Genomic DNA, 22,603 nt, shown 5'->3' with positions numbered 1-22,603 from the left:
TATACGATGTCATCTAACAAAAAATACTGGAAAAGTGTTGAAGAACTAAACGAAAATAGTTCTATTGTTGAGACGCTTAGAAATAATGAATTCGTGGAAGAAATTCCAACCGATGCTTTTTTAGCCGACGAATCTTTATCTTCTTCATCAACTTCCCGTCGTGATTTCTTAAAATATGTTGGTTTTTCTACCGCTGCAGCAACTTTAGCAGCGTGTGAAGGGCCTGTGCATAAATCAATTCCTTATGTAGTGCAGCCAGAGACAATCATTCCTGGTGTAGCGGATTACTATGCTACGACTATGTTTGATGGTTTTGATTTTGCCAACTTATTGATCAAAACACGTGAGGGTCGACCTATTAAAGTTGAAAACAACCGTTTGACTGGAGCCAAGTTTGCCGCCAACGCTCGAGCACATGCCTCTGTATTGTCTTTGTACGATAGTTTGCGTTTGCAAAATCCGAAAATAGAAGGGAAAAATGCTTCTTGGTCGGATGTAAATGCGCGCGTCAAAGCCTCTTTGGCCGAAGCAAAAGCCTCTGGAAAACAAGTTGTATTGTTGACATCTACTTTAGCTAGTCCTTCTACAGAGCGTCTGATTGCCGATTTTATAGCGAAAAATCCAACAGCTAAACACGTTGTATATGACGCTATATCTGAGTCTGCCGCTTTAGATGCTTTCGAAACGGTATATGGTGAGCGTGGTCTTGCAGATTATGACTTTTCAAAAGCGGCCATGATTGTCTCCATTGGGGCTGACTTCCTAGGCGATTGGCAAGGTGGTGGCTATGATAGTAGCTATGCTCAAGGACGTGTACCTCAAAATGGTAAGATGTCTAAACATTTCCAATTTGAAGCCAACATGACATTGTCAGGAGCAGCTGCTGACAAGCGTGTTCCGATGTCTGTTGCAGATCAAAAATTAGCTTTAGTTAAAATTTATAATGCTTTAACTGGTTCCTCTATTGGAACGGCAAAAACAGCCCACGATGCTGTTATTGCTAAAGCTGCTGAGCAATTGAAGCAAGCAGGTTCCAAAGGTCTTTTAGTTTCTGGTATTCAAGATAAAAATGCACAACTTTTAGTATTTGCGATTAACCAGGTGTTAAAAAGTGAAGCGTTGGCACAAGCAGGAGTTCGTTATGTTCGTAAAGGAAATAACGCACAAGTGGCCCAATTGTTAAAAGATATGGCTGCTGGCGCTGTTCACACCTTAATCATGAGTGGTGTAAATCCAGTGTACACTCTTGCTGAAGGTGAAGCTTTTGCTAATGCTTTAGGCAAAGTAAAACTTTCTGTAAGTTTCACTCAACGCGAGGACGAAACGGCTTTAAAATCCACAATTGCTGCGGCAGCTCCTCACTATTTAGAATCATGGAATGATCATGTGTTGACAAAAGGTTCCTATTCTTTAACGCAACCTACCATTCGTCCTTTATTCAATACGAAACAATTCCAAGAAGCTTTAATGACTTGGAACGGTGTAGCGGGTACTTACTATGATTATATCAAAGCTGGTGCTGCAGGATTCTTAGGAAGTTCAACTTGGAACCAAGCCCTACACGATGGCCTTACGGTTTATGGTGGAGGTGTTTTAGCGGGCGGAACTGCAGACTATGCTGCTGCTGCCTCTGCTTTGGCCGCATCAAAAGGTGCCAAATTCGAGTTGGTGTTGTATTCAAAAACAGGTATGGGTGACGGTCAACAAGCCAATAACCCATGGTTGCAAGAGTTCCCTGACCCGATTACACGAGTGTCTTGGGATAACTATCTAACGCTTTCGCAAGCCGATGCTGACGCATTGAAAGTAGGTAACAATATTGTTGCTAACGGAGGGTTAAATGGTAGTTATGTGACGTTAACGGTAAATGGCGCTACACTCAAGAATGTTCCTGTTATTGTACAACCTGGTCAAGCCAAGGGAACAGTAGGTTTAGCGTTTGGTTACGGACGCAAAGCCGCTTTAAAAGAAGAAATGCAAGTTGGGGTTAACGCCTATACTTTATATAAAAACTTTAATGATGTTCAGTCAGTAGAAATTACTGCTGAATCAGGAGAACATGAATTTGCTTGTGTTCAGTCGCACAAAACCCTAATGGGTCGCGGTGATATCGTTAAAGAAACAACGTTAGAGATTTTCAATACGAAGGATGCTGAAATTTGGAATCCTGTTCCAGTGGTTTCATTGGATCACAAAGAAGTGGAAGCTACAAAAGTAGATTTGTGGGAATCTTTCGACCGTTCAATAGGTCACCACTTCAATTTATCGATTGACTTAAACAGCTGTACAGGTTGTGGGGCGTGTGTAATTGCATGTCATGCTGAAAACAATGTACCGGTTGTTGGTAAGTCAGAGGTAAGAAGAAGCCGTGATATGCACTGGTTGCGTATTGACCGTTATTATTCTCATAATGAAACATTCTTAGGAGATACAGAAGAAAAAGAAAATTTCGATGGTTTAGGATTAGGAAATTATTTAGTAGGAGATGGTCAAGCAGATGCTTCTTTGCCAGGTTTTGCTCGATTAGAAAATCCTTCTGACAACCCTCAAGTGGTATTCCAACCCATTATGTGTCAACACTGTAACCACGCGCCATGTGAAACGGTTTGTCCTGTTGCAGCAACTTCTCACGGTCGTCAAGGTCAAAACCAAATGGCATACAACCGTTGTGTAGGTACTCGTTATTGTGCCAACAACTGTCCTTATAAAGTGCGTCGTTTCAACTGGTTCTTATACAACCATAACGATGAATTTAATTTCCACATGAATGATGATTTAGGTCGTATGGTGGTGAATCCAGATGTGAATGTTCGTTCGCGTGGGGTGATGGAAAAATGTTCAATGTGTATCCAAAAAACTCAGTTGACCATTTTAACAGCTAAACGTGAAGGAAGACCTGTGGAGGCTAATGAATTTGAGACTGCTTGTTCGGCAGCTTGTAGCACTGGTGCTATGGTGTTTGGCGATGTTAACAACAAGGAAAGTGAAGTAGCTCAATTGGCTGAAAGCAACCGTATGTACCATTTGTTGGAGCATGTGGGTACGAAACCTAATGTATTCTACCACGTAAAAGTTAGAAATACTTAATCAATAAATTAATAAGAAACACTATATAGGATTATGTCGTCTCATTACGAAGCACCCATTAGAAAGCCATTAGTTATAGGTGATAAAACTTATCACGATGTAACTGTTGATGTTGCTGCTCCTGTAGAAGGAAGAGCCAACAAACAATGGTGGACCGTTTTTTCAATCGCATTGGCCGCGTTCCTTTGGGGAATAGGCTGTATCATCTATACCATCTCTACCGGTATTGGAACCTGGGGTCTCAACAAAACCGTAGGTTGGGCTTGGGATATTACCAACTTCGTTTGGTGGGTAGGTATTGGTCACGCTGGAACCTTAATTTCAGCCGTACTTTTACTTTTCCGTCAACGATGGAGAATGGCGATTAACCGTTCTGCAGAAGCCATGACCATTTTCTCGGTAGTTCAAGCAGGTTTATTCCCAATTATTCACATGGGTAGACCTTGGTTAGCTTACTGGGTATTGCCAATACCTAATCAATTTGGTTCTTTGTGGGTCAACTTCAACTCCCCACTTTTATGGGACGTATTTGCGATTTCAACCTATCTATCCGTTTCTTTGGTGTTTTGGTGGACTGGATTATTGCCTGACTTTGCGATGCTTCGTGACCGTGCTGTAACTCCTTTCTCAAAACGTGTATATTCTATATTAAGTTTTGGTTGGAGCGGACGCGCCAAAGATTGGCAACGTTTTGAAGAAGTTTCTTTAGTATTAGCAGGTTTAGCAACACCTTTGGTACTTTCGGTACACACGATTGTATCCTTTGACTTTGCTACTTCAGTAGTACCAGGTTGGCATACTACAATTTTCCCTCCGTACTTCGTTGCAGGTGCGGTATTCTCAGGATTTGCGATGGTAAATACGCTATTAATTGTCATGCGTAAAGTATCAAATCTAGAAGCTTACATTACCCTTCAACATATTGAATTGATGAATATCATTATCATGATTACTGGTTCGATTGTAGGGGTTGCTTACATCACGGAGTTGTTTGTGGCATGGTATTCAGGAGTTGAATATGAGCAATATGCTTTCTTAAACCGTGCAACAGGTCCTTACGCTTGGTCGTATTGGTTGATGATGACGTGTAACGTGTTTTCACCTCAGGTCATGTGGTTTAAAAAATTACGTACAAGCATCATGTTCTCCTTCATCATTTCGATTGTCGTAAATATTGGGATGTGGTTTGAACGTTTCGTAATTATTGTAACTTCATTACACCGCGACTATTTACCTTCTTCTTGGACGAAATTTTCACCGACTTTTGTTGATATCGGTATCTATATCGGAACTATTGGATTCTTCTTTGTATTGTTCTTATTGTATGCTCGTTCATTCCCAGTAATTGCACAAGCGGAGGTAAAAACAATCTTGAAATCCTCTGGTGACAATTACAAGAGAGCCCGTGAAAAAGAAGGACATAATCATCATTCAGATAATCATTAATAAACGTCATGAGCAGTACAAAAGTTATTTACGCACTATATAACGATGACGATGTATTGATGGATGCTGTAAAGCAAACCCGTAAAGCACATCATCATATTGAAGAAGTTTTTACTCCATTTCCGGTGCACGGTTTGGATAAAGCGATGGGATTAGCTCCCACACGTTTAGCGATTTGCGCATTCATTTATGGTTGTATTGGTATTTCTGTAGCCACTTGGATGATGTGGAATATCATGATTAATGATTGGCCTCAAGATATCGGTGGAAAACCAAGTTTCAGTTACCTTCAAAACATGCCGGCTTTCGTTCCTGTAATGTTTGAAATGACGGTATTTTTTGCCGCTCACTTGATGGTAATTACTTTTTACATGAGAAGCCGTTTATGGCCTTTCAAAAAAGCTGAAAATCCAGATGTACGTACTACAGACGATCACTTTTTAATGGAAGTTTCGGTTTCTGGTGATGAAGAAGCGATGATAGCTTTCTTCAAAAATACAGGTGCTGTAGAAGTTAAAGTTATAGAAAAGCATTAAGACCATGAAGAATAGTTTAAAAATAGCCATGATGTTTGGAGCTGTAGCTTTATTCACAGCTTGTAAAGACGATAAATCACCGAATTACCAATACATGCCCAACATGTATGAATCGGTGGCTTATGAAACTTATGCTGAGTCGGATGCTTTCAATTCAGTAAATGCGAAAAGTGAAAACGGTAAAGAGGGACAGATTCCACCCGATGGGACCATCAAAAGAGGTCACGTTCCTTATGAGTTACCGAATTCAACAGAAGGGTATGAAGCTTCTAAAGCGGTAGTTAATCCTTTTCCAGCCGACAAAATTGACATGAAAAAAGCAGAAGAATTGTATGTAATTTACTGCGCTATTTGTCACGGTACGGCCGGTGACGGTAAAGGGAAATTGGTTACGCAAGGCAAATACCTCGGGGTTCCAAATTACAAGGATCGCCAAATCACTGAAGGAAGCGTGAACCACGTATTGATGTATGGTTTGAACTCTATGGGTTCGTATGCCAATCAGTTGAACCGTGAGGAACGTTGGATGGTATCGCATTATGTGATGCAATTGAAAAGCAAATTATAATTGTAGAATTATCAGATTAATATAGATATGTACACATTTTCACAAAGATTAAAAACCTCGGCCTTTATCCTAATTGCATTAGGATTGGTAGGTATCGTATATGGGTTTTTATCTACTCCGAAAACTATAGAAGATGTTGAGAAAATTGTTGCTGCGGCTCATCATGAGGGTCATGGCGGACACGGTGGTCATGCTACTGCTGCTTCTCACGATACCCACGCAACTCCTAACCACGAGGCTCATGCTGCAAAACCGGAAGCGCATCAAGAAGCTACGCACAAAACTGAAGATGCTCATGCCGTTTCACATGATACAACGCATTTAGCGGCCACTGATTCAATCGCGCAGCCTGTAGCTCCTGAAACAGCTAAAAAAACGCTATCCGTAGTACCTAAGAAGGAGAAACATATCGACCCTGCGGTAGCCCACAAGGAACATATCGAGCATGTAATGCATCAATTACAAAACAAACCTTGGGCTGCTCTTTATGTAGCGTGTATCTTTTTCTTGTTGGTAACCATGGGTGCCTTAGCTTTTTATGCTATCCAACAAGTTGCGCAAGCAGGTTGGTCTCCCGTTTTGTTCCGTGTGATGCAAGGTATAACAGCTTATTTGCCTGTAGGTTCTATTATTTTCTTCGGTTTGCTTTTAGCTTCAGGATTACACATGAACCATTTGTTCACATGGATGGAGGATGGTGTAACGAAACCAGGATCGCCAAACTATGATGCCTTAATTGACGGTAAGTCAGGCTATTTGAACTTCGGTTTTTGGATTATTCGCGCTGCCATTTTCTTGTTGGGTTGGAACCTTTACCGTTATTTCTCACGTAAAAACTGTTTAGCACAAGATGAAGCTTCTGATGATGCTTACTACAAGAAAAATTTCAAACTTTCAGCTACCTTCCTGGTATTCTTTATTGTATCGGAGTCAATTATGGCTTGGGACTGGATTATGTCTTTGGATCCTCACTGGTTTAGTACCTTGTTTGGATGGTATGTTTTTGCGAGTTTCTTTGTAAGTGGTATTACTACCATCTCAATGGTTACCTTGTATTTGAAATCAAAAGGTTATTTAGAATATGTTAATTCAAGTCACATTCACGACTTATCCAAATTCATGTTCGGAATTAGCGTATTTTGGACGTACTTATGGTTCTCACAATTCATGTTGATTTGGTATGCCAACATTCCTGAAGAGGTTACCTATTTTGTAACCCGTATCAACGATTACACCTTGCCTTTCTGGGGCGCTGTCGGATTAAATTTCGTATTCCCGTTCTTAACCTTAATCAATACTGATTTCAAACGTGTAGCTCCTATTGTTGTAACCGCTGGTGTTGTAATTTTATTTGGACATTACATTGATTTCTTCAATATGATTATGCCCGCAACTGTGGGTGACCAATGGTTTATTGGAGTATCCGAAATCAGTTCTGTATTGTTCTTCTTGGGCTTATTTATTTTGGTCGTATTCAACGCGCTTACCAAAGCGCCGCTTACTCCAAAACGTAATCCATTCATGGAAGAAAGTAAACATTTTCATTATTAATATTTAAAGAAAAGAACAAATGACAGCTTTATTAGTAGTTCTTGTTTTAGTTTTATTATCCGTAGCCTTGTGGCAGTTGAGTAAGATTTTTGCCTTAACTCAAATTGGTAAAAAATCCACTGATGAATCCTCACAAGTTGCGGGTGACAACGACAATAGAGTCAATGGTTACTTAATGTTCGGATTTTTGGCATTCATCTATTTGATTACCATCATCTGTATCGTAAAATATGGTTCTTACCCTTTAATGAGTAATTCAGCTTCTGAGCATGGTATTGAGGTGGATCAATTGATGTGGATTTCCATGATTTTGATTTTCTTCGTACAAACTGTTACACAAGCCTTACTTCACTATTATGCCTACAAATATTCAGGAAAAAAAGGACAAGTAGCTGCTTACATCTCAGACAATAACAAATTAGAATTTATTTGGAGTGCGATTCCAGCTATCGTATTGGCGGTATTAATTTTCTTCGGGTTGTATGCATGGACAGACATCATGTTTATCAATGAAAAAGAGGAAAAACCGATTGTAATTGAAGTCTATGCACAGCAATTTAAATGGACTGCCCGTTATGCTGGTGAAGATAATGTATTAGGAAAAGCCAATGTTCGCCTTATCGAAGGGGTGAATACACTCGGGGTTGATTTAGCAGACCCCAATGCGCAAGATGATATCGTTACTGAAGAACTTCACATCCCAAAAGGGAAAAAGGTAATCTTCAAGATACGTTCACAAGATGTATTGCATTCGATGTACATGCCTCACTTCCGTGCACAAATGAACTGTGTACCCGGTATGGTTACGCAATTTGCTTTTACACCCATTATGACGACACAAGAAATGCGTGATACGCCAGAAATGATTGAAAAAGTAGACAACATTAATGCTATTCGTACCAAAAAGAGTAAAGAATTAGAAGCTCAAGGTAAAACTGGTTTAGATCCATACACTTTTGATTATCTCATTCTTTGTAACAAAATTTGTGGCTCCTCGCACTACAACATGCAAATGAAAGTGGTAGTTGATGAACCTCAAGAGTACCAAAAGTGGTTGAAAGAAAAAACTACTTTGGTTCAAGCTGTTAAAAATGCCGCTAAAGCAGATGCTGCCGCTGCTGCTGGGACAACACCATCAGATTCAACCGCTACCAAACCTGATACTACGGTAGTAGCGCAAGCAAAATAAGTAAAAAGATAAAATTATATTACTAGGATATGAGTCACGCACACGACCTTCACATTGATGATCATGCACATGATCACCACCACAAGGATACTTTTATTACAAAGTATATCTTCAGTATTGACCATAAAATGATTTCCAAGCAATACCTTTTGACAGGTATTATCATGGGGATCATCGGGGTGGGTATGTCTCTTTTGTTCCGTATGCAATTAGCATGGCCGGAGGAGTCCTTCAAAGTTTTTAAGTTTTTCCTTGGTGAGCGTATGGCTCCCGATGGAGTAATGACCAACGAAGCCTACTTAGCATTAATTACCATTCACGGTACTATCATGGTGTTCTTCGTATTAACGGCCGCTTTGAGTGGTACGTTTAGTAATTTGTTAATTCCATTGCAGTTGGGTGCGCGTGATATGGCCTCAGGTTTCCTGAACATGGTTTCCTATTGGTTGTTCTTCCTTTCCAGCGTAATCATGGTCGTTTCTTTGTTTGTAGAATCAGGACCTGCTTCCGCAGGATGGACGATTTATCCCCCGTTGAGTGCTTTACCGCAAGCTATTCCAGGTTCTGGACTAGGGATGACGCTTTGGTTAGTTTCCATGGCTATTTTCATTGCTTCCTCTTTGTTGGGTTCTCTTAACTACATTGTAACGGTGTTAAACCTACGTACCAAAGGGATGAGCATGACGCGTATGCCGTTAACGATCTGGGCTTTCTTCATCACAGCGGTAATTGGGGTTATTTCGTTCCCTGTACTTTTATCGGCTGCTTTGTTGTTGATCATGGACCGCAGTTTCGGAACTTCTTTCTTCCTATCCGATATTTACCTTGCAGGTGAAGTGTTAGATTATCAAGGGGGTTCTCCTGTATTGTTCGAACACTTATTCTGGTTCCTAGGTCACCCTGAAGTATATATCATTTTATTACCTGCATTAGGAATCACTTCTGAAGTAATTGCCACCAATGCGCGTAAACCAATCTTCGGATACCGTGCGATGATCATGTCTATCTTAGCCATCGCATTCTTATCCACTATTGTATGGGGGCACCACATGTTCATCTCCGGAATGAACCCCTTCCTAGGTTCTGTATTTACCTTCACTACCCTGTTGATTGCTATTCCCTCTGCGGTAAAAGCGTTTAACTACATTACCACAATTTGGAAAGGTAACTTACAAATGAACCCTGCGATGTTGTTCTCCATCGGATTAGTATCTACGTTCATCACCGGTGGTTTGACGGGTATCATCTTAGGGGACAGTACGCTTGACATCAACGTTCACGATACTTATTTCGTAGTAGCACACTTCCACTTGGTAATGGGGATCTCGGCATTATACGGTATGTTCGCTGGAATCTACCACTGGTTCCCTAGAATGTATGGCCGCATGTTGAATAAAAACTTAGGGTATGTACACTTCTGGGTAACAGCAATCTGTGCCTATGGCGTATTCTTCCCGATGCACTTTATCGGTATGGCGGGTCTACCACGTCGTTACTATACCAACACAAACTTCCCTATCTTTGATGATATGCAAGATGTAAACGTGGTCATCACCATATTCGCCTTAATTGGAGGTGCTTTCCAATTGGTATTTATTTACAACTTCTTTAGCTCTATTTTCTTTGGTGAAAAAGCACCACAGAATCCATGGCGTTCAAATACTTTAGAATGGACAGCGCCTGTAGAACACATGCACGGAAACTGGCCTGGTGAGATTCCAGAAGTTCACCGTTGGCCTTACGACTACAGCAAGCCAGGGCATGACGAAGATTTCGTACCTCAAAATGTACCGATGAAACCCGGAGAAGAGGTTCTTCATCACTAAAATATCCCAAAAGCCTTTCTTCGGAAAGGCTTTTTTTATTCCTCCAAACTTGTGCTATATTTGTGCTATGAACGAAAACTTAGACCCCACCAACAAGGGCTACAACCCCGAAGAAATTGACCTCGAGAAGAAGTTACGACCCCTGTCGTTTGACGATTTTACAGGTCAAGATCAAGTGCTCGAGAATTTAAAGGTTTTCGTTAAAGCCGCCAATCTTCGCGATGAAGCCCTCGATCATACCCTTTTTCACGGGCCGCCTGGATTAGGAAAAACCACCTTAGCCAATATTCTCGCCAATGAATTGGGCGTAGGGATAAAAATTACCTCAGGGCCCGTACTCGATAAACCCGGCGATCTCGCAGGACTGCTAACCAACCTCGACGAACGGGATGTTCTTTTTATCGACGAAATTCACCGACTAAGCCCCGTAGTGGAAGAATATTTGTATTCGGCGATGGAGGATTTTAAAATCGACATTATGATCGAAACCGGACCCAATGCGCGCTCCGTACAAATTAATTTGAATCCCTTTACTCTTGTTGGCGCAACCACGCGTAGTGGACTCCTCACAGCTCCCATGCGCGCGCGCTTCGGAATCCAATCGCGGCTACAATATTATAACACCGAACTCCTCACAACTATTGTGCAACGCAGTGCCACCATTCTCGGTGTGCCCATATCTATGGAAGCGGCAATCGAAATCGCTGGAAGAAGCCGTGGAACACCGCGTATCGCCAATGCCCTCTTACGCCGTGTTCGCGATTTTGCCCAAATTAAAGGCAATGGCAAAATCGATATTGAAATCGCCCGCTACTCGCTTCAAGCCCTACATGTCGATGCACACGGACTGGATGAAATGGACAATAAGATTCTCACCACGATTATCGATAAATTCAAAGGCGGTCCTGTGGGGCTCTCCACATTGGCCACCGCCGTTTCCGATAATGGCGAAACCATTGAAGAAGTTTACGAACCTTTTTTAATTCAAGAAGGGTTCATCATTCGCACACCACGTGGTCGCGAAGTCACCGAAAAGGCCTATCGCCATTTGGGTAAAATTAAAGGAACGTCTCAGGGCGAATTGTTTTAGGGCATTCCCCCGAAAGCATCTCCCTGCGTCTATTCCCGTTTTCTCTCGGGGTCGGGCTTTCCGCAGTACGCGCCCTCCTCACGTCGGGCGGGTACTTCGCTGCAATCCCTAATGCACATGAACAACCAAAAACAACACTACAGTCAGTTTATAAAAGCCGAAGCCAAACGCCTTGGGTTTCTTTCGTGTGGTATTGCCAAAGCCGGTTTTCTAGAAGCCGAAGCCCCCCGTTTGGAACGCTGGCTCCATCAAGGCTTTCACGGTGAAATGCAGTATATGGAAAACCATTTTGATAAACGCCTTGATCCTAGATTGCTCGTCGACGATGCCAAAAGTGTCATTTCGGTACTCCTCAACTATTTTCCCGCCGAAACCCAACAAGAGGATACGTATAAGATTTCAAAATATGCCTATGGGAAAGATTATCATTACGTGATCAAAGACAAACTAAAAGCGCTATTGCACAGTATACAAACCGAAATCGGTGCCGTTAATGGACGTGCTTTTGTCGATTCTGCGCCAGTCTTGGACAAAGCTTGGGCCGCCAAAAGCGGACTCGGTTGGATCGGTAAAAATGCCAATCTTATTACCCAAAAAACGGGTTCGTACTATTTTGTAGCCGAACTCATCGTCGATCTTGAATTGGACTACGATCCGCCCACTACCGATCATTGTGGTACGTGTACGGCTTGCATCGATGCATGTCCCACCCAAGCAATCGTGGCGCCCTATGTGGTCGACGGGAGCAAGTGTATTTCGTATTTTACTATCGAACTCAAAAATCAGTTGCCAGAGACCATGAAAGGCGCGTGGAATGATTGGGTCTTTGGGTGTGATGTATGTCAGGAAGTCTGTCCTTGGAACCGATTTGCAACGCCACATCAAGAGCCACAATTTAATCCGCATCCCGATTTACTCTCTTTTTCCAAAAAGGATTGGGAAGAAATAACGGAAGATATTTTTAAAGAAGTTTTTCGCGATTCGGCCGTAAAACGAACCCAATACCAAGGCTTGAAACGCAATATCGACTTCCTCAAATAAATCCCTCATTTGTTTCACGATTCCACGGATACTTTTACCTTTGTCAAGATGCAAATTGTGAAAAATGGATAATCAATCGAGTAAACGCCGTGCGGCACTTTTATACCATGCCAAACCCACCCCAGGCAAAATAAAAATTGTTCCTACCAAAAAATATGCAACCCAAAGAGATTTGTCCTTGGCCTATTCTCCGGGCGTTGCAGAACCTTGTTTGGAAATCGCCAAAGACGTTAATAATGTTTACAAATACACGTCCAAAGGAAACTTAGTCGCGGTAATCTCCAACGGAACGGCCGTCTTAGGTTTGGGCGATATCGGTCCCGAAGCCTCCAAACCCGTGATGGAAGGAAAGGCCTTGTTGTTTAAAATTTTCGCAGACATCGATGTTTTTGATATTGAGGTGGACACCAAAAATGTCGAAGCTTTTATTGAAACGGTAAAAAACATTGCCCCCACTTTTGGAGGAATCAACTTAGAAGATATCAAAGCCCCCGAATCGTTTGAAATCGAACGCCGATTGGTAGAAGAGCTCAACATTCCCGTAATGCATGACGACCAACACGGCACCGCCATCATTTCTTCGGCAGCTTTATTGAATGCACTAGAGTTGGCCGGTAAAAAAGTGAATAAAGTAAAAATTGTCGTTTCAGGAGCGGGTTCAGCCGCCCTAGCTTGTGCCAATTTATACGTGCTTTTGGGCGTAAAACCCGAAAACATCATCATGTTTGATAAAGACGGAGTGCTGCACAACGAACGCACGGATTTATCCGACCTACAGCGTCGCTATACCACCGCCAAACCTGGAACAACCATGGCGCAAGCCCTTAAAAATGCCGATGTGTTTTTGGGACTTTCTGCAGGGAATATCTTGACTCCCGAAATGCTTCTAGCCATGGCCAAGAATCCCATCGTTTTTGCGATGGCCAACCCTGTTCCCGAAATCGATTATAACGTAGCCATTGCCACCCGAAAAGATATTATTATGGCCACGGGGCGCTCGGATCATCCCAACCAAGTCAATAATGTTTTGGGATTCCCGTATATTTTCCGTGGAGCCCTCGATGTACGTGCAACCAAAATTAATGAAGCCATGAAAATGGCCGCGGTCAAAGCCTTGGCTTGCTTGGCCAAAGAATTAGTGCCCGAGCAGGTAAATATTGCTTATGGGGAAACTAAATTGGCTTTCGGACGCGATTATATTATCCCGAAACCTTTTGATCCGCGCTTAATTTCACGCGTGGCCCCCGCAGTCGCCAAAGCCGCGATGGAATCGGGAGTAGCACAACAACCGATTACCGACTGGGAACGCTATGAAGAGGAGTTGATGGAACGCATGGGCTCGGATAATAAAATGGTTCGTCTATTAATCAACCGCGCAAAAACCGACCCCAAACGCATTGTTTTTGCAGAAGCCGATCAATTGGATGTACTCAAAGCGGCCCAAATTGTCTATGAGGAAGGTATTGGAAAACCGATTTTACTCGGACGAAAAGAAGATATATTGGAGTTGAAAGAAGAAATCGGTTTTGACGCCGACATTCCTATTTTTGACCCGAAAACAAAAGAGGAAGACGAACGCCGTATGCGCTATGCTGAAATCTTTTGGAAAGAACGTCAACGCCGTGGCATCTCCTTGTTGGATGCTCAAAAATGGATGCGCGAGCGCAACTATTTTGCCGCTATGATGGTCAATGAAGGCGATGCTGATGCGATGGTTTCAGGCTATTCTCGAAGTTATCCCTCTGTGGTGCGACCCTTGATGCAATTGATTGGTAAGGCTCCTGGGATTTCGTTAATTGCGACCACCAATATGATGATGACCAATCGCGGTCCCATGTTTTTATCCGATACAGCCATCAATCCCAATCCATCTGCCGATGATTTGGCCAAGATTGCTTTAATGACTGCCAAAACGGTTCGTATGTTCGGAATGGAACCCGTGATTGCTATGGTTTCGTTTTCCAATTTCGGCTCATCTACCCATGAAAGTGCCCAAAAAGTGCGCGATGCCGTAGCCTATTTGCATAAATACTATCCTGATTTGATCGTCGATGGAGAGATTCAAACCGATTTTGCGTTGAATCCCGATATGTTGAAAGCGAAATTTCCCTTTTCAAAATTGGCAGGAAAAAAAGTCAATACCATGATTTTCCCCAATCTAGAGTCGGCCAATATTACGTATAAACTATTGAAAGAACTGTACAAGGTAGATTCAGTAGGTCCCATTATGTTGGGCATGGACAAACCCGCCCATATTTTTCAATTGGGTGCTAGCGTGGAGGAAATGGTCAATATGGCAGCCGTTGCAGTAGTAGATGCGCAAGAGAAACACAAACGTCTCCGCGATATGGTGATAAAAAAGTAAGGTTCTTGTTTAGAAAAGTCCCTAATTGTTAATTTTTTCTATATTTGAACATACGATTAAAAGATGATAGCACACATACACGGAAAATTAGTTGAAAAAAACCCTACCGATGTGGTGATTGATTGCCAAGGCGTAGGCTATCATATCCATATTTCGTTACACACCTATGCGTTGTTGCCGCAGTCGGAGTCGGTGAAGTTGTTTACCTACTTGCTCATTAAAGAAGATGCCCATCAATTGTATGGGTTTATGGAAAAATCAGAGCGGGAGTTATTTAAATTATTGCTTTCCGTATCGGGTATTGGTGCTGGAATTGCAAGAACCATGCTCTCTTCTTTAGATCCCAAACAAATCATTGCAGCCATTGGCAACGGCGATGTGGGAACCATTCAATCAATCAAAGGCATTGGGGCAAAAACAGCCCAACGGGTTATCCTTGATTTGCGCGATAAAGTGTTAAAAATCCATGATATCGGGGAAGTTTCGCCCATTTCATACAATACAAATCGGGATGAAGCGTTATCTGCTTTGGAGGTTTTGGGCTTTGTTCGTAAGAATGCCGAAAAAGTAGTCGATAAAATCATGAAAGAACAACCCGAGGCCAACCTAGAAACCATAATCAAACAAGCATTAAAAAACCTATAACTGTTGAAAACAAACAGCCGGAATAAATCATTATTACGAATACTTTGTTTTCTTTTTGTGTTTTTTGCCTTTTCAACACAGGCCCAAACAACAGAAGAGGAAGACGACGAAAAAGCGAGAGATACCATAAAAGGATACAACACCGGAGCCATTAAATTAAATGACCCGAAAAGTGTTGTAGAAGCCTATACCTATGACCCTACCATAGATCGATACGTTTTGACAAAAACCTTTGAAGGATTCAACATCAATTATCCGATGTTTTTAACTCCCAAAGAATATGATGCCTTGGTTTTACGGGAATCGATGCGTGCCTATTTTCAAAAGAAGTCCAATGCTGCTGAAGGAAAGGGTACCGAACAAGACAAGAAAGATTTACTACCCCGGTATTACGTAAATTCTAGTTTTTTTGAAACCCTTTTTGGGAGTAACACCATCGATATCAAGCCTACAGGGTCGGTCGAAGTCGATTTAGGCGTACGGCATACCAAGCAAGATAACCCTGCTTTTTCACCGCGTAACCGCGCAACGACTACCTTTGACTTCAATCAACGCATCAGTATGAGTTTGATGGGAAAAGTAGGAACGCGTTTAAATGTTAATGCCAATTACGACACTCAATCTACCTTTAATTTCCAGAATTTAATCAAGTTGGAATACACGCCAACGGAAGATGATATCATACAAAAGATTGAGGTAGGTAACGTAAGTATGCCTTTAAACAATACCCTGATTCGAGGTGCACAAAGTTTGTTTGGGGTTCGTGCCCAACTTCAATTCGGAAGAACAACCGTCACTGGGGTTTTTTCTGAACAAAAGTCACAAACCCGAACGGTAACTTCGCAAGGAGGCGGGACGATTCAGAATTTTGAACTTTTCGCACAAGAGTACGATAACGATCGCCACTTTTTCTTGTCCCAATACTTCAAAAACCGCTACGATTTTGCCTTGCGGAATTATCCCTTTATTGACAGCCGCGTACAAATTACACGTATTGAGGTTTGGGTAACCAACCGTCAAAATCGTGTCAATACTACTAATAACAACCAACGAAACTTAATCGCTTTACAAGATTTAGGGGAATCCCGATTGACAGATACCTATAGCAATACGCCGTTGAATGACAACCAGGTGGTAGCCGTCGATCCCATTGAAATCACCAATGGCTTCTTCTTGACCCCCATTGATAGTCCGGCCGACAACTCCAACAACCGCTACGATCCCGCCTTAATCGGAACAACGGGATTACTTAATCAAGGTATTCGTGAAATTTTTACAGCAGGAAATGGATTCAACAATGTTAACCCTGTTAACGAAGGAACCGATTACGCCAAGTTGGAAAATGCACGAAAACTGAATCCTTCGGAATATACGTTTCATCCCCAATTAGGATATGTCTCCCTGCAACAACGCTTGGCCAATGATGAAGTTTTGGCTGTTGCTTTCCAATATACTATCGGAGGACAAGTATATCAAGTAGGGGAGTTTGGAACCGATGGGGTAGAAGCCACACAAGTGGATACAGGTGGTATTCCCGCGACGCAATCGTTGATTGTAAAGATGTTAAAAAGTACCCTCACGTTTGTCGACAAACCGATTTGGGGTTTGATGATGAAAAATATTTATCAAATTCCCGGAGGTTTCCAATTACAGAAAGAAGATTTCAAATTCAATATTCTCTATACCGATCCGTCGCCTTTAAATTATATCGTAGAGGCTAGTCCTACTAGTCCACTACCCAACGATGTTCGTGAAACCCCCTTGCTTCGCGTTTTCTCTATGGACCAATTGAATTTTGCCAACGACCCACAAACAGGGGGAGATGGTTTTTTTGATTTTGTTCCCGGACTTACCATTGACCAGCAAAACGGACGCATTATTTTTACCAAAATCGAACCTTTTGGGCGTTATTTGTTTGAAAAATTACGAACGGCTCCTGGATCATCGGAGAATTATTTGGGCGACCCCACCTCTTTGGCGGATTTTAACCCCAACCAAGCGAAGTACGTATTCCGCACCTTATATACCAGTACGCAGGCGGCTGCATTGCAAGACAGTGAGAAAAATAAATTCCAATTGCGCGGTCGTTTTAAATCTTCAGGTGGGGAAGGAATTCCAATTGGTGCGTTCAATGTTCCCCAAGGGTCAGTTATCGTTACGGCCGGTGGAAGACGGTTGGTTGAAGGCGTAGATTTTACCGTAAATTACCAAGCGGGACGGGTACAAATATTAGATCCTTCTCTACAAGCCTCCAATACCCCAATCGAAGTTTCGGTGGAGAACAACTCTGTTTTTGGTCAGCAAACGCGCCGTTTTATGGGGATTAATGTCGAACATAAATTTTCACCCAAAGCCTTAGTGGGAGCTACGTTTTTGAAAATGACGGAGCGTCCGTTTACGCAAAAATCGAATTACGGTCAGGAATCCGTAAATAACAGCATGTTTGGTTTAAATACCAGTTTGTCGTCGGAAGTTCCTTTCTTGACCCGTTTGGTGAATAAATTGCCAAATGTAGACACCGATGTTCCATCCAATGTGTCGTTCCGTGGGGAAGTGGCTTTCTTAAAACCCGATGCGCCTATTGGTGACCGTTTCAACGGAGAATCTACCTTATACGTAGACGATTTTGAAGGGTCGCAAACCAATATTGATTTGCGCTCACCACTATCTTGGTTCATCGCTTCTACTCCAGAACGTCCAGCGACAGGAAATGTGGATTATCCCGACTTTAACGGTACTCAAAATTCGATTGATTACGGATTTAAGCGCGCCAAAATTGCTTGGTATACTATTGACCCTGTATTTTATACGCAACGTCCATCTGGCGTTTCTCAAGATGATTTATCGCTCAACAGTACGCGTCGTATTTTTAGTTCCGAATTGTATCCTCAAACCGTTATTGCTCAAGGGCAATCGCAAGTGGTGAATACCTTAGATCTAACCTATTTTCCACAAGAACGGGGTCCGTATAACTTCAATCCTGCGGCGCAAGCGGATGGTTCATTGCCCAATCCCGACACTAATTTTGGGGGAATCATGCGCGCGTTGAATTCGACCAATTTTGAACAAACCAACGTAGAGTATATCCAGTTTTGGATGATGGATCCCTATTTTGATCCAACCAATCCCGGGGCGGCTTCCGATCCTTCCAATATAGGTCAGATTTATTTTAACTTAGGTGAAATTTCAGAAGATATCCTTAAAGATGGTCGTAAGTTTTACGAGAATGGGTTAGGCCCAGGTCAAATCACCACCAGCAATTATTGGGGAAATATTCCTGCCTCACAGTCCTTGATTTATGCTTTCGACACCGATACGGCCAACCGAAATGTACAAGACGTTGGATTGGACGGACTTAGCGATAATGAAGAAGCGGCCAAGTTCCCTGGATTTGCATCGTTCCCCGACCCTGCTGCCGATAACTATAATTTTTATTTAAATGCCAGTGGAGGAGTTTTAGATCGGTATAAGAATTACAACAATGTTCAAGCCAACTCTCCCGTAGATGTTACCGATACCAATCGCGGGTCGACCACTATTCCCGATGTCGAGGACATCAACCGGGATAATACCATGAATACGATTAATGCGTATTATGAGTATAAAATCAATGTTAGCCCAAGTGCGCTTTCCAATGTTGGCGCCAATTTTATTACTGACATTCGTGAAACACAGGTGACTGCCGCCAACGGAAATACAGTGCAAGCCCGTTGGATCCAGTTTAAAATTCCCGTTACCGCTCCAGCCAACACCATTGGTAGTATTTCTGATTTCCGCTCCATACGTTTCATGCGAATTTTCATGACCAAATTTAACCAACCTGTCACCATCCGTTTTGGGTCTTTGGATTTGGTTCGTGGCGAATGGCGCCGTTATGAAAACACACTAGATCCCGTTGATACCGACGTTACCGATGATGGGACAAATTTTGAAGTTCAAGCCCTTAACGTACAAGAAAATGGTTCTCGTAACCCTATTAATTACGTTACGCCTCCCGGTGTTCAGTTGGAACAGTTGATGCAAAACAATACGTTGATTCCGCAAAACGAACAGTCGTTGGCCTTACGCGCTAGTGGCTTAGGGTTGGAGCCAGGAGATTCACGCGGGGTTTTCAAAAACGTAAGTGTCGATATGCGTCAGTTCAAAAAAATCAAAATGTTTTTACACGCTGAAGCCCTTCCTGATGAGCCGAGTTCGATAGAAGATAATGAGTTAGTGGGTTTCATTCGCTTTGGAAACGATGCTTCTGAAAACTTTTACCAGATTGAACTTCCCCTGAAAAAATCGCAATTTAACGTTAATAATCCCGATGCGGTATGGCCCGAAGCCAACCAAATTGATGTCTCGTTGAAGCTGTTGACCCAGTTAAAAGTGTTGGCTTTGAGTCATATATACACTTCCCCTGGTGAGATTTATTTTAAAAATGAAGATGAACTCGATAATTCCTTGGTTGGAAAAGTGAATAAGGCCCGTTTGGGTATTCGAGGGAATCCTAACTTCGGGTTGATTCGTGTTTTAATGGTCGGTATCAAAAACAATACCCATATTCTCAATACGGCTGAACACCCACTAAATCCCAGAAGGATCAAAGGAGAGGCATGGTTTAATGAGTTGCGTATTGCCGATATGGACAACAAAGGCGGTATGGCTGCGGTAGCGAATTTGGATGCAAATTTGGCTGATTTTGCGAATATCTCCGCAACAGGTCGTATGAGTACCATAGGCTTTGGTTCGATTGATCAAGGGCCTAACGAACGTAGTCGAGAAGAGATATTGCAGTACAATATTGTGACCAATATGAGTTTGGGGAAATTATTGCCCAAAAAATGGAACATGAATGTACCTTTCAATTATTCTGTTGGTGAGGAGATCATTACCCCAAAATACGATCCGTTCTTCCAAGATATTGAACTGCAACAATTGATTGACAACACGCAGGATGAGGCGCAAAAACGCAATTTCCGTAACCGAGCGATTGACTATACCAAACGGAAAAGTATCAATTTTATCGGGGTGAAAAAAGACCGTGGCGAGAAGCAAAAACCGCGTTTTTATGACATTGAAAACGTAACGGTTTCCTACTCGTACAATCAGGTGGATCGCAACAATTACGAGTTGGAAAACTTCCAAGATCAACAAGTAAATACCGCTGTAGATTACACGTTTGCTTTTCAAAACAAACCTGTAGAGCCTTTCAAAAAAGTAAAGGCTTTCCAAAAAAGTAGTTATTGGAAATTATTGAGTGATTTTAACTTCAACTTTTTACCTTCCAATATTTCCTTTAGTACCAACATCAACCGTCAGTTAAACCGCCAGCAATTCCGTTTGGTTGATGTAGAAGGGGTAGGGTTGCAAACTTTATATCAAAGAAATTATTTGTTCAATTACCAATATGGTTTCAATTACAATTTAACCAAGTCATTGAAATTAAACTTTAATGCAACGAGCAATAATTTGGTCCGTAATTTTATGGATGAAAACAACGTGCCCGACAATTCGTATACACTTTGGACGGACTTCTGGAATCCTGGATTGCCCAATACCCACAACCAACAGTTGACCATCAACTACGAAGTGCCGTTGAATAAAATTCCGTTCTTGGCCTTTATCAAACCTACCTATACCTACAATGGTACGTTTACATGGCAACGTTCTTCCATTGCCTTATCATCGTATACCGATGCCAATGGAGATGTGTTTAATTTAGGAAATACGATTCAAAATTCAGGCTCGCACAAGCTGAATACCGCGTTCAATATGGATGCCTTGTATAAATATATTGGGTTGACCAAGACCAAAAAGAACACCAAAACTACCCAAACAGGTCCCCCAAAACCCGGCCAAAAAATCACAAACACTGCTGTAGCTCCGCAATCAGAGCGTAGTCCTTTTGTAGAAGGCTTGATCGGTATTTTAACGAGTGTGAAAAATATTCAAATTAATTACACCGAAAATCAAAGTACCGCCTTGCCAGGATATACTCCGGGTCTCGGATTCTTCGGTTCGACCAAGCCTTCTATGGCCTTTGTCTTCGGATTGCAAGACGATGTTCGTTTTGAAGCGGCCAAACGCGGTTGGTTGACCAACTTCCAAGATTTTAACCAAAATTATACCGAGGTCATTAACCGTACTTTGGACATGACAGCGAATATCGATTTATTCCCTGATTTTAAAATAGACTTGGCGGCCAATCGCACCTACGCGACGAACTATACCGAGCAATATGATGTAAGTCCTGATGGTACCTACAATTCAAGGTCGCCCTACAATACTGGGAACTTTGCGATTTCGACCAACATGATTACCACCTCGTTTATGCCCAGTGACGAATTTGGTTCGGAAGCATTTAATCGATTCCGCGAAAACCGCTTTGTGATTGCCCACCGTTTGGCCCAAGATTATTATGGGAATACCACTTACCCGCTTGATGCCGAAGGTTACCCTCAAGGGTTTGGGAAAAACAGTCAGGATGTCTTGTTGCCTGCTTTCTTAGCAGCCTACACCGGTCGCGATGTCAATAAAGTGTCGACTGGAATCTTCAGAGATATTCCAATTCCAGGGTGGAACATCAAGTACAATGGATTAATGCGCTACAAGTTTTTCAAAGATCGCTTCAAACGCTTCTCCATTCAACACAACTACAAAGCATCGTATACCATTAATGCTTTCCGTTCCAACTTAGACTATGTAGAAGGCGCTATAAACCCTGCCAATAACAATTTCTTCCAGCAAACGATTGTGGGGAATGTCAACTTGGTAGAACAATTTAGTCCGCTTTTCCGAATTGATTTTGAAACAAAAAGTTCGTTCAAGTTGTTGCTGGAAATGAAAAAAGACCGCGCTTTGTCATTCAGTTTTGACAACAACTTATTGACCGAGCAACAAGGCGTTGAGTATATTGTAGGAACAGGATTCCGATTTAAAGACGTGATCATTTCCTCGCGTTTGGCGGATAATCCAACAGGGGTCATCAAGAGTGATTTGAATGTCAAAATAGATTTCTCCTACCGAAACAACAAAACCATTGTGCGTTATTTGGATTACAACAACAACCAGTTGGGAGGGGGTCAAGACTTATGGTCAGCCCGTGTTACTGCGGATTATTCGTTCAGTAAAAATTTAACGGCCATTTTCTTTTATGATCATTCATTCTCCCAAGCTGTTATTTCAACTTCATTCCCGATAACCAACATTCGAACCGGATTTACGTTGCGCTATAACTTCGGAAATTAAACCGTTTGAAATGCAAAAAATCATTT

General features: G+C 42.1%; 12 protein-coding genes. All 12 read left to right on the top strand.

The genetic code is table 11. The annotated features are described in order from the left end of the window. The first annotated feature begins 6 nt into the window (after positions 1–6). The 12 genes from BUC17_RS08860 to sov all read left to right on the top strand — a co-directional run bounded on the left by BUC17_RS08860 (position 7) and on the right by sov (position 22,577). Complete coding sequence (locus BUC17_RS08860) at positions 7–3,087, top strand: TAT-variant-translocated molybdopterin oxidoreductase (protein ID WP_073363474.1); 3,081 nt, start codon at positions 7–9, stop codon at positions 3,085–3,087. 33 nt (positions 3,088–3,120) lie between these two features. Next, entirely contained in the window at positions 3,121–4,533 is a 1,413-nt protein-coding gene (nrfD, locus tag BUC17_RS08855; protein WP_073363472.1) for an NrfD/PsrC family molybdoenzyme membrane anchor subunit, read from the top strand. 8 nt (positions 4,534–4,541) lie between these two features. Continuing rightward, complete coding sequence (locus BUC17_RS08850; RefSeq protein ID WP_073363471.1) at positions 4,542–5,069, top strand: DUF3341 domain-containing protein; 528 nt, start codon at positions 4,542–4,544, stop codon at positions 5,067–5,069. Positions 5,070–5,073: 4 nt separating this feature from the next. After that, complete coding sequence (locus BUC17_RS08845) at positions 5,074–5,637, top strand: c-type cytochrome (protein ID WP_073363469.1); 564 nt, start codon at positions 5,074–5,076, stop codon at positions 5,635–5,637. Between the two features lie 27 nt (positions 5,638–5,664). Then, positions 5,665–7,188: a quinol:cytochrome C oxidoreductase gene (locus tag BUC17_RS08840; protein WP_073363468.1), complete on the top strand. Its 1,524-nt coding sequence runs from the start codon at positions 5,665–5,667 to the stop codon at positions 7,186–7,188. Positions 7,189–7,207: 19 nt separating this feature from the next. Then, entirely contained in the window at positions 7,208–8,377 is a 1,170-nt protein-coding gene (locus BUC17_RS08835; RefSeq protein WP_073363466.1) for a cytochrome c oxidase subunit II, read from the top strand. Between the two features lie 29 nt (positions 8,378–8,406). Beyond that, the gene (locus BUC17_RS08830; RefSeq protein ID WP_073363464.1) at positions 8,407–10,203 is read left to right on the top strand and encodes a cytochrome c oxidase subunit I; all 1,797 of its coding nucleotides are present in this window, start codon (positions 8,407–8,409) and stop codon (positions 10,201–10,203) included. Positions 10,204–10,270: 67 nt separating this feature from the next. Then, on the top strand, positions 10,271–11,293 hold the full coding sequence (gene ruvB, locus BUC17_RS08825; RefSeq protein ID WP_073363463.1) for a Holliday junction branch migration DNA helicase RuvB: 1,023 nt from the start codon (positions 10,271–10,273) through the stop codon (positions 11,291–11,293). A 117-nt stretch (positions 11,294–11,410) separates the two neighbouring features. Then, entirely contained in the window at positions 11,411–12,334 is a 924-nt protein-coding gene (queG, locus tag BUC17_RS08820; RefSeq protein WP_073363461.1) for a tRNA epoxyqueuosine(34) reductase QueG, read from the top strand. A 64-nt stretch (positions 12,335–12,398) separates the two neighbouring features. Next, positions 12,399–14,699, top strand: a complete 2,301-nt coding sequence (locus BUC17_RS08815) for an NADP-dependent malic enzyme (RefSeq protein WP_073363459.1) — start codon at positions 12,399–12,401, stop codon at positions 14,697–14,699. 63 nt (positions 14,700–14,762) lie between these two features. Beyond that, on the top strand, positions 14,763–15,344 hold the full coding sequence (ruvA, locus tag BUC17_RS08810; RefSeq protein WP_073363457.1) for a Holliday junction branch migration protein RuvA: 582 nt from the start codon (positions 14,763–14,765) through the stop codon (positions 15,342–15,344). Continuing rightward, positions 15,345–22,577, top strand: coding sequence for a T9SS outer membrane translocon Sov/SprA (gene sov / locus BUC17_RS08805; RefSeq protein ID WP_449403961.1), 7,233 nt, complete (start codon positions 15,345–15,347; stop codon positions 22,575–22,577). The last annotated feature ends 26 nt before the right edge of the window (positions 22,578–22,603 follow it).

It is taken from the genome of Flavobacterium fontis, from assembly GCF_900129405.1.
Classification (GTDB): domain Bacteria; phylum Bacteroidota; class Bacteroidia; order Flavobacteriales; family Flavobacteriaceae; genus Flavobacterium; species Flavobacterium fontis.
This window is presented reverse-complemented; position numbering and strand designations above follow the sequence as displayed.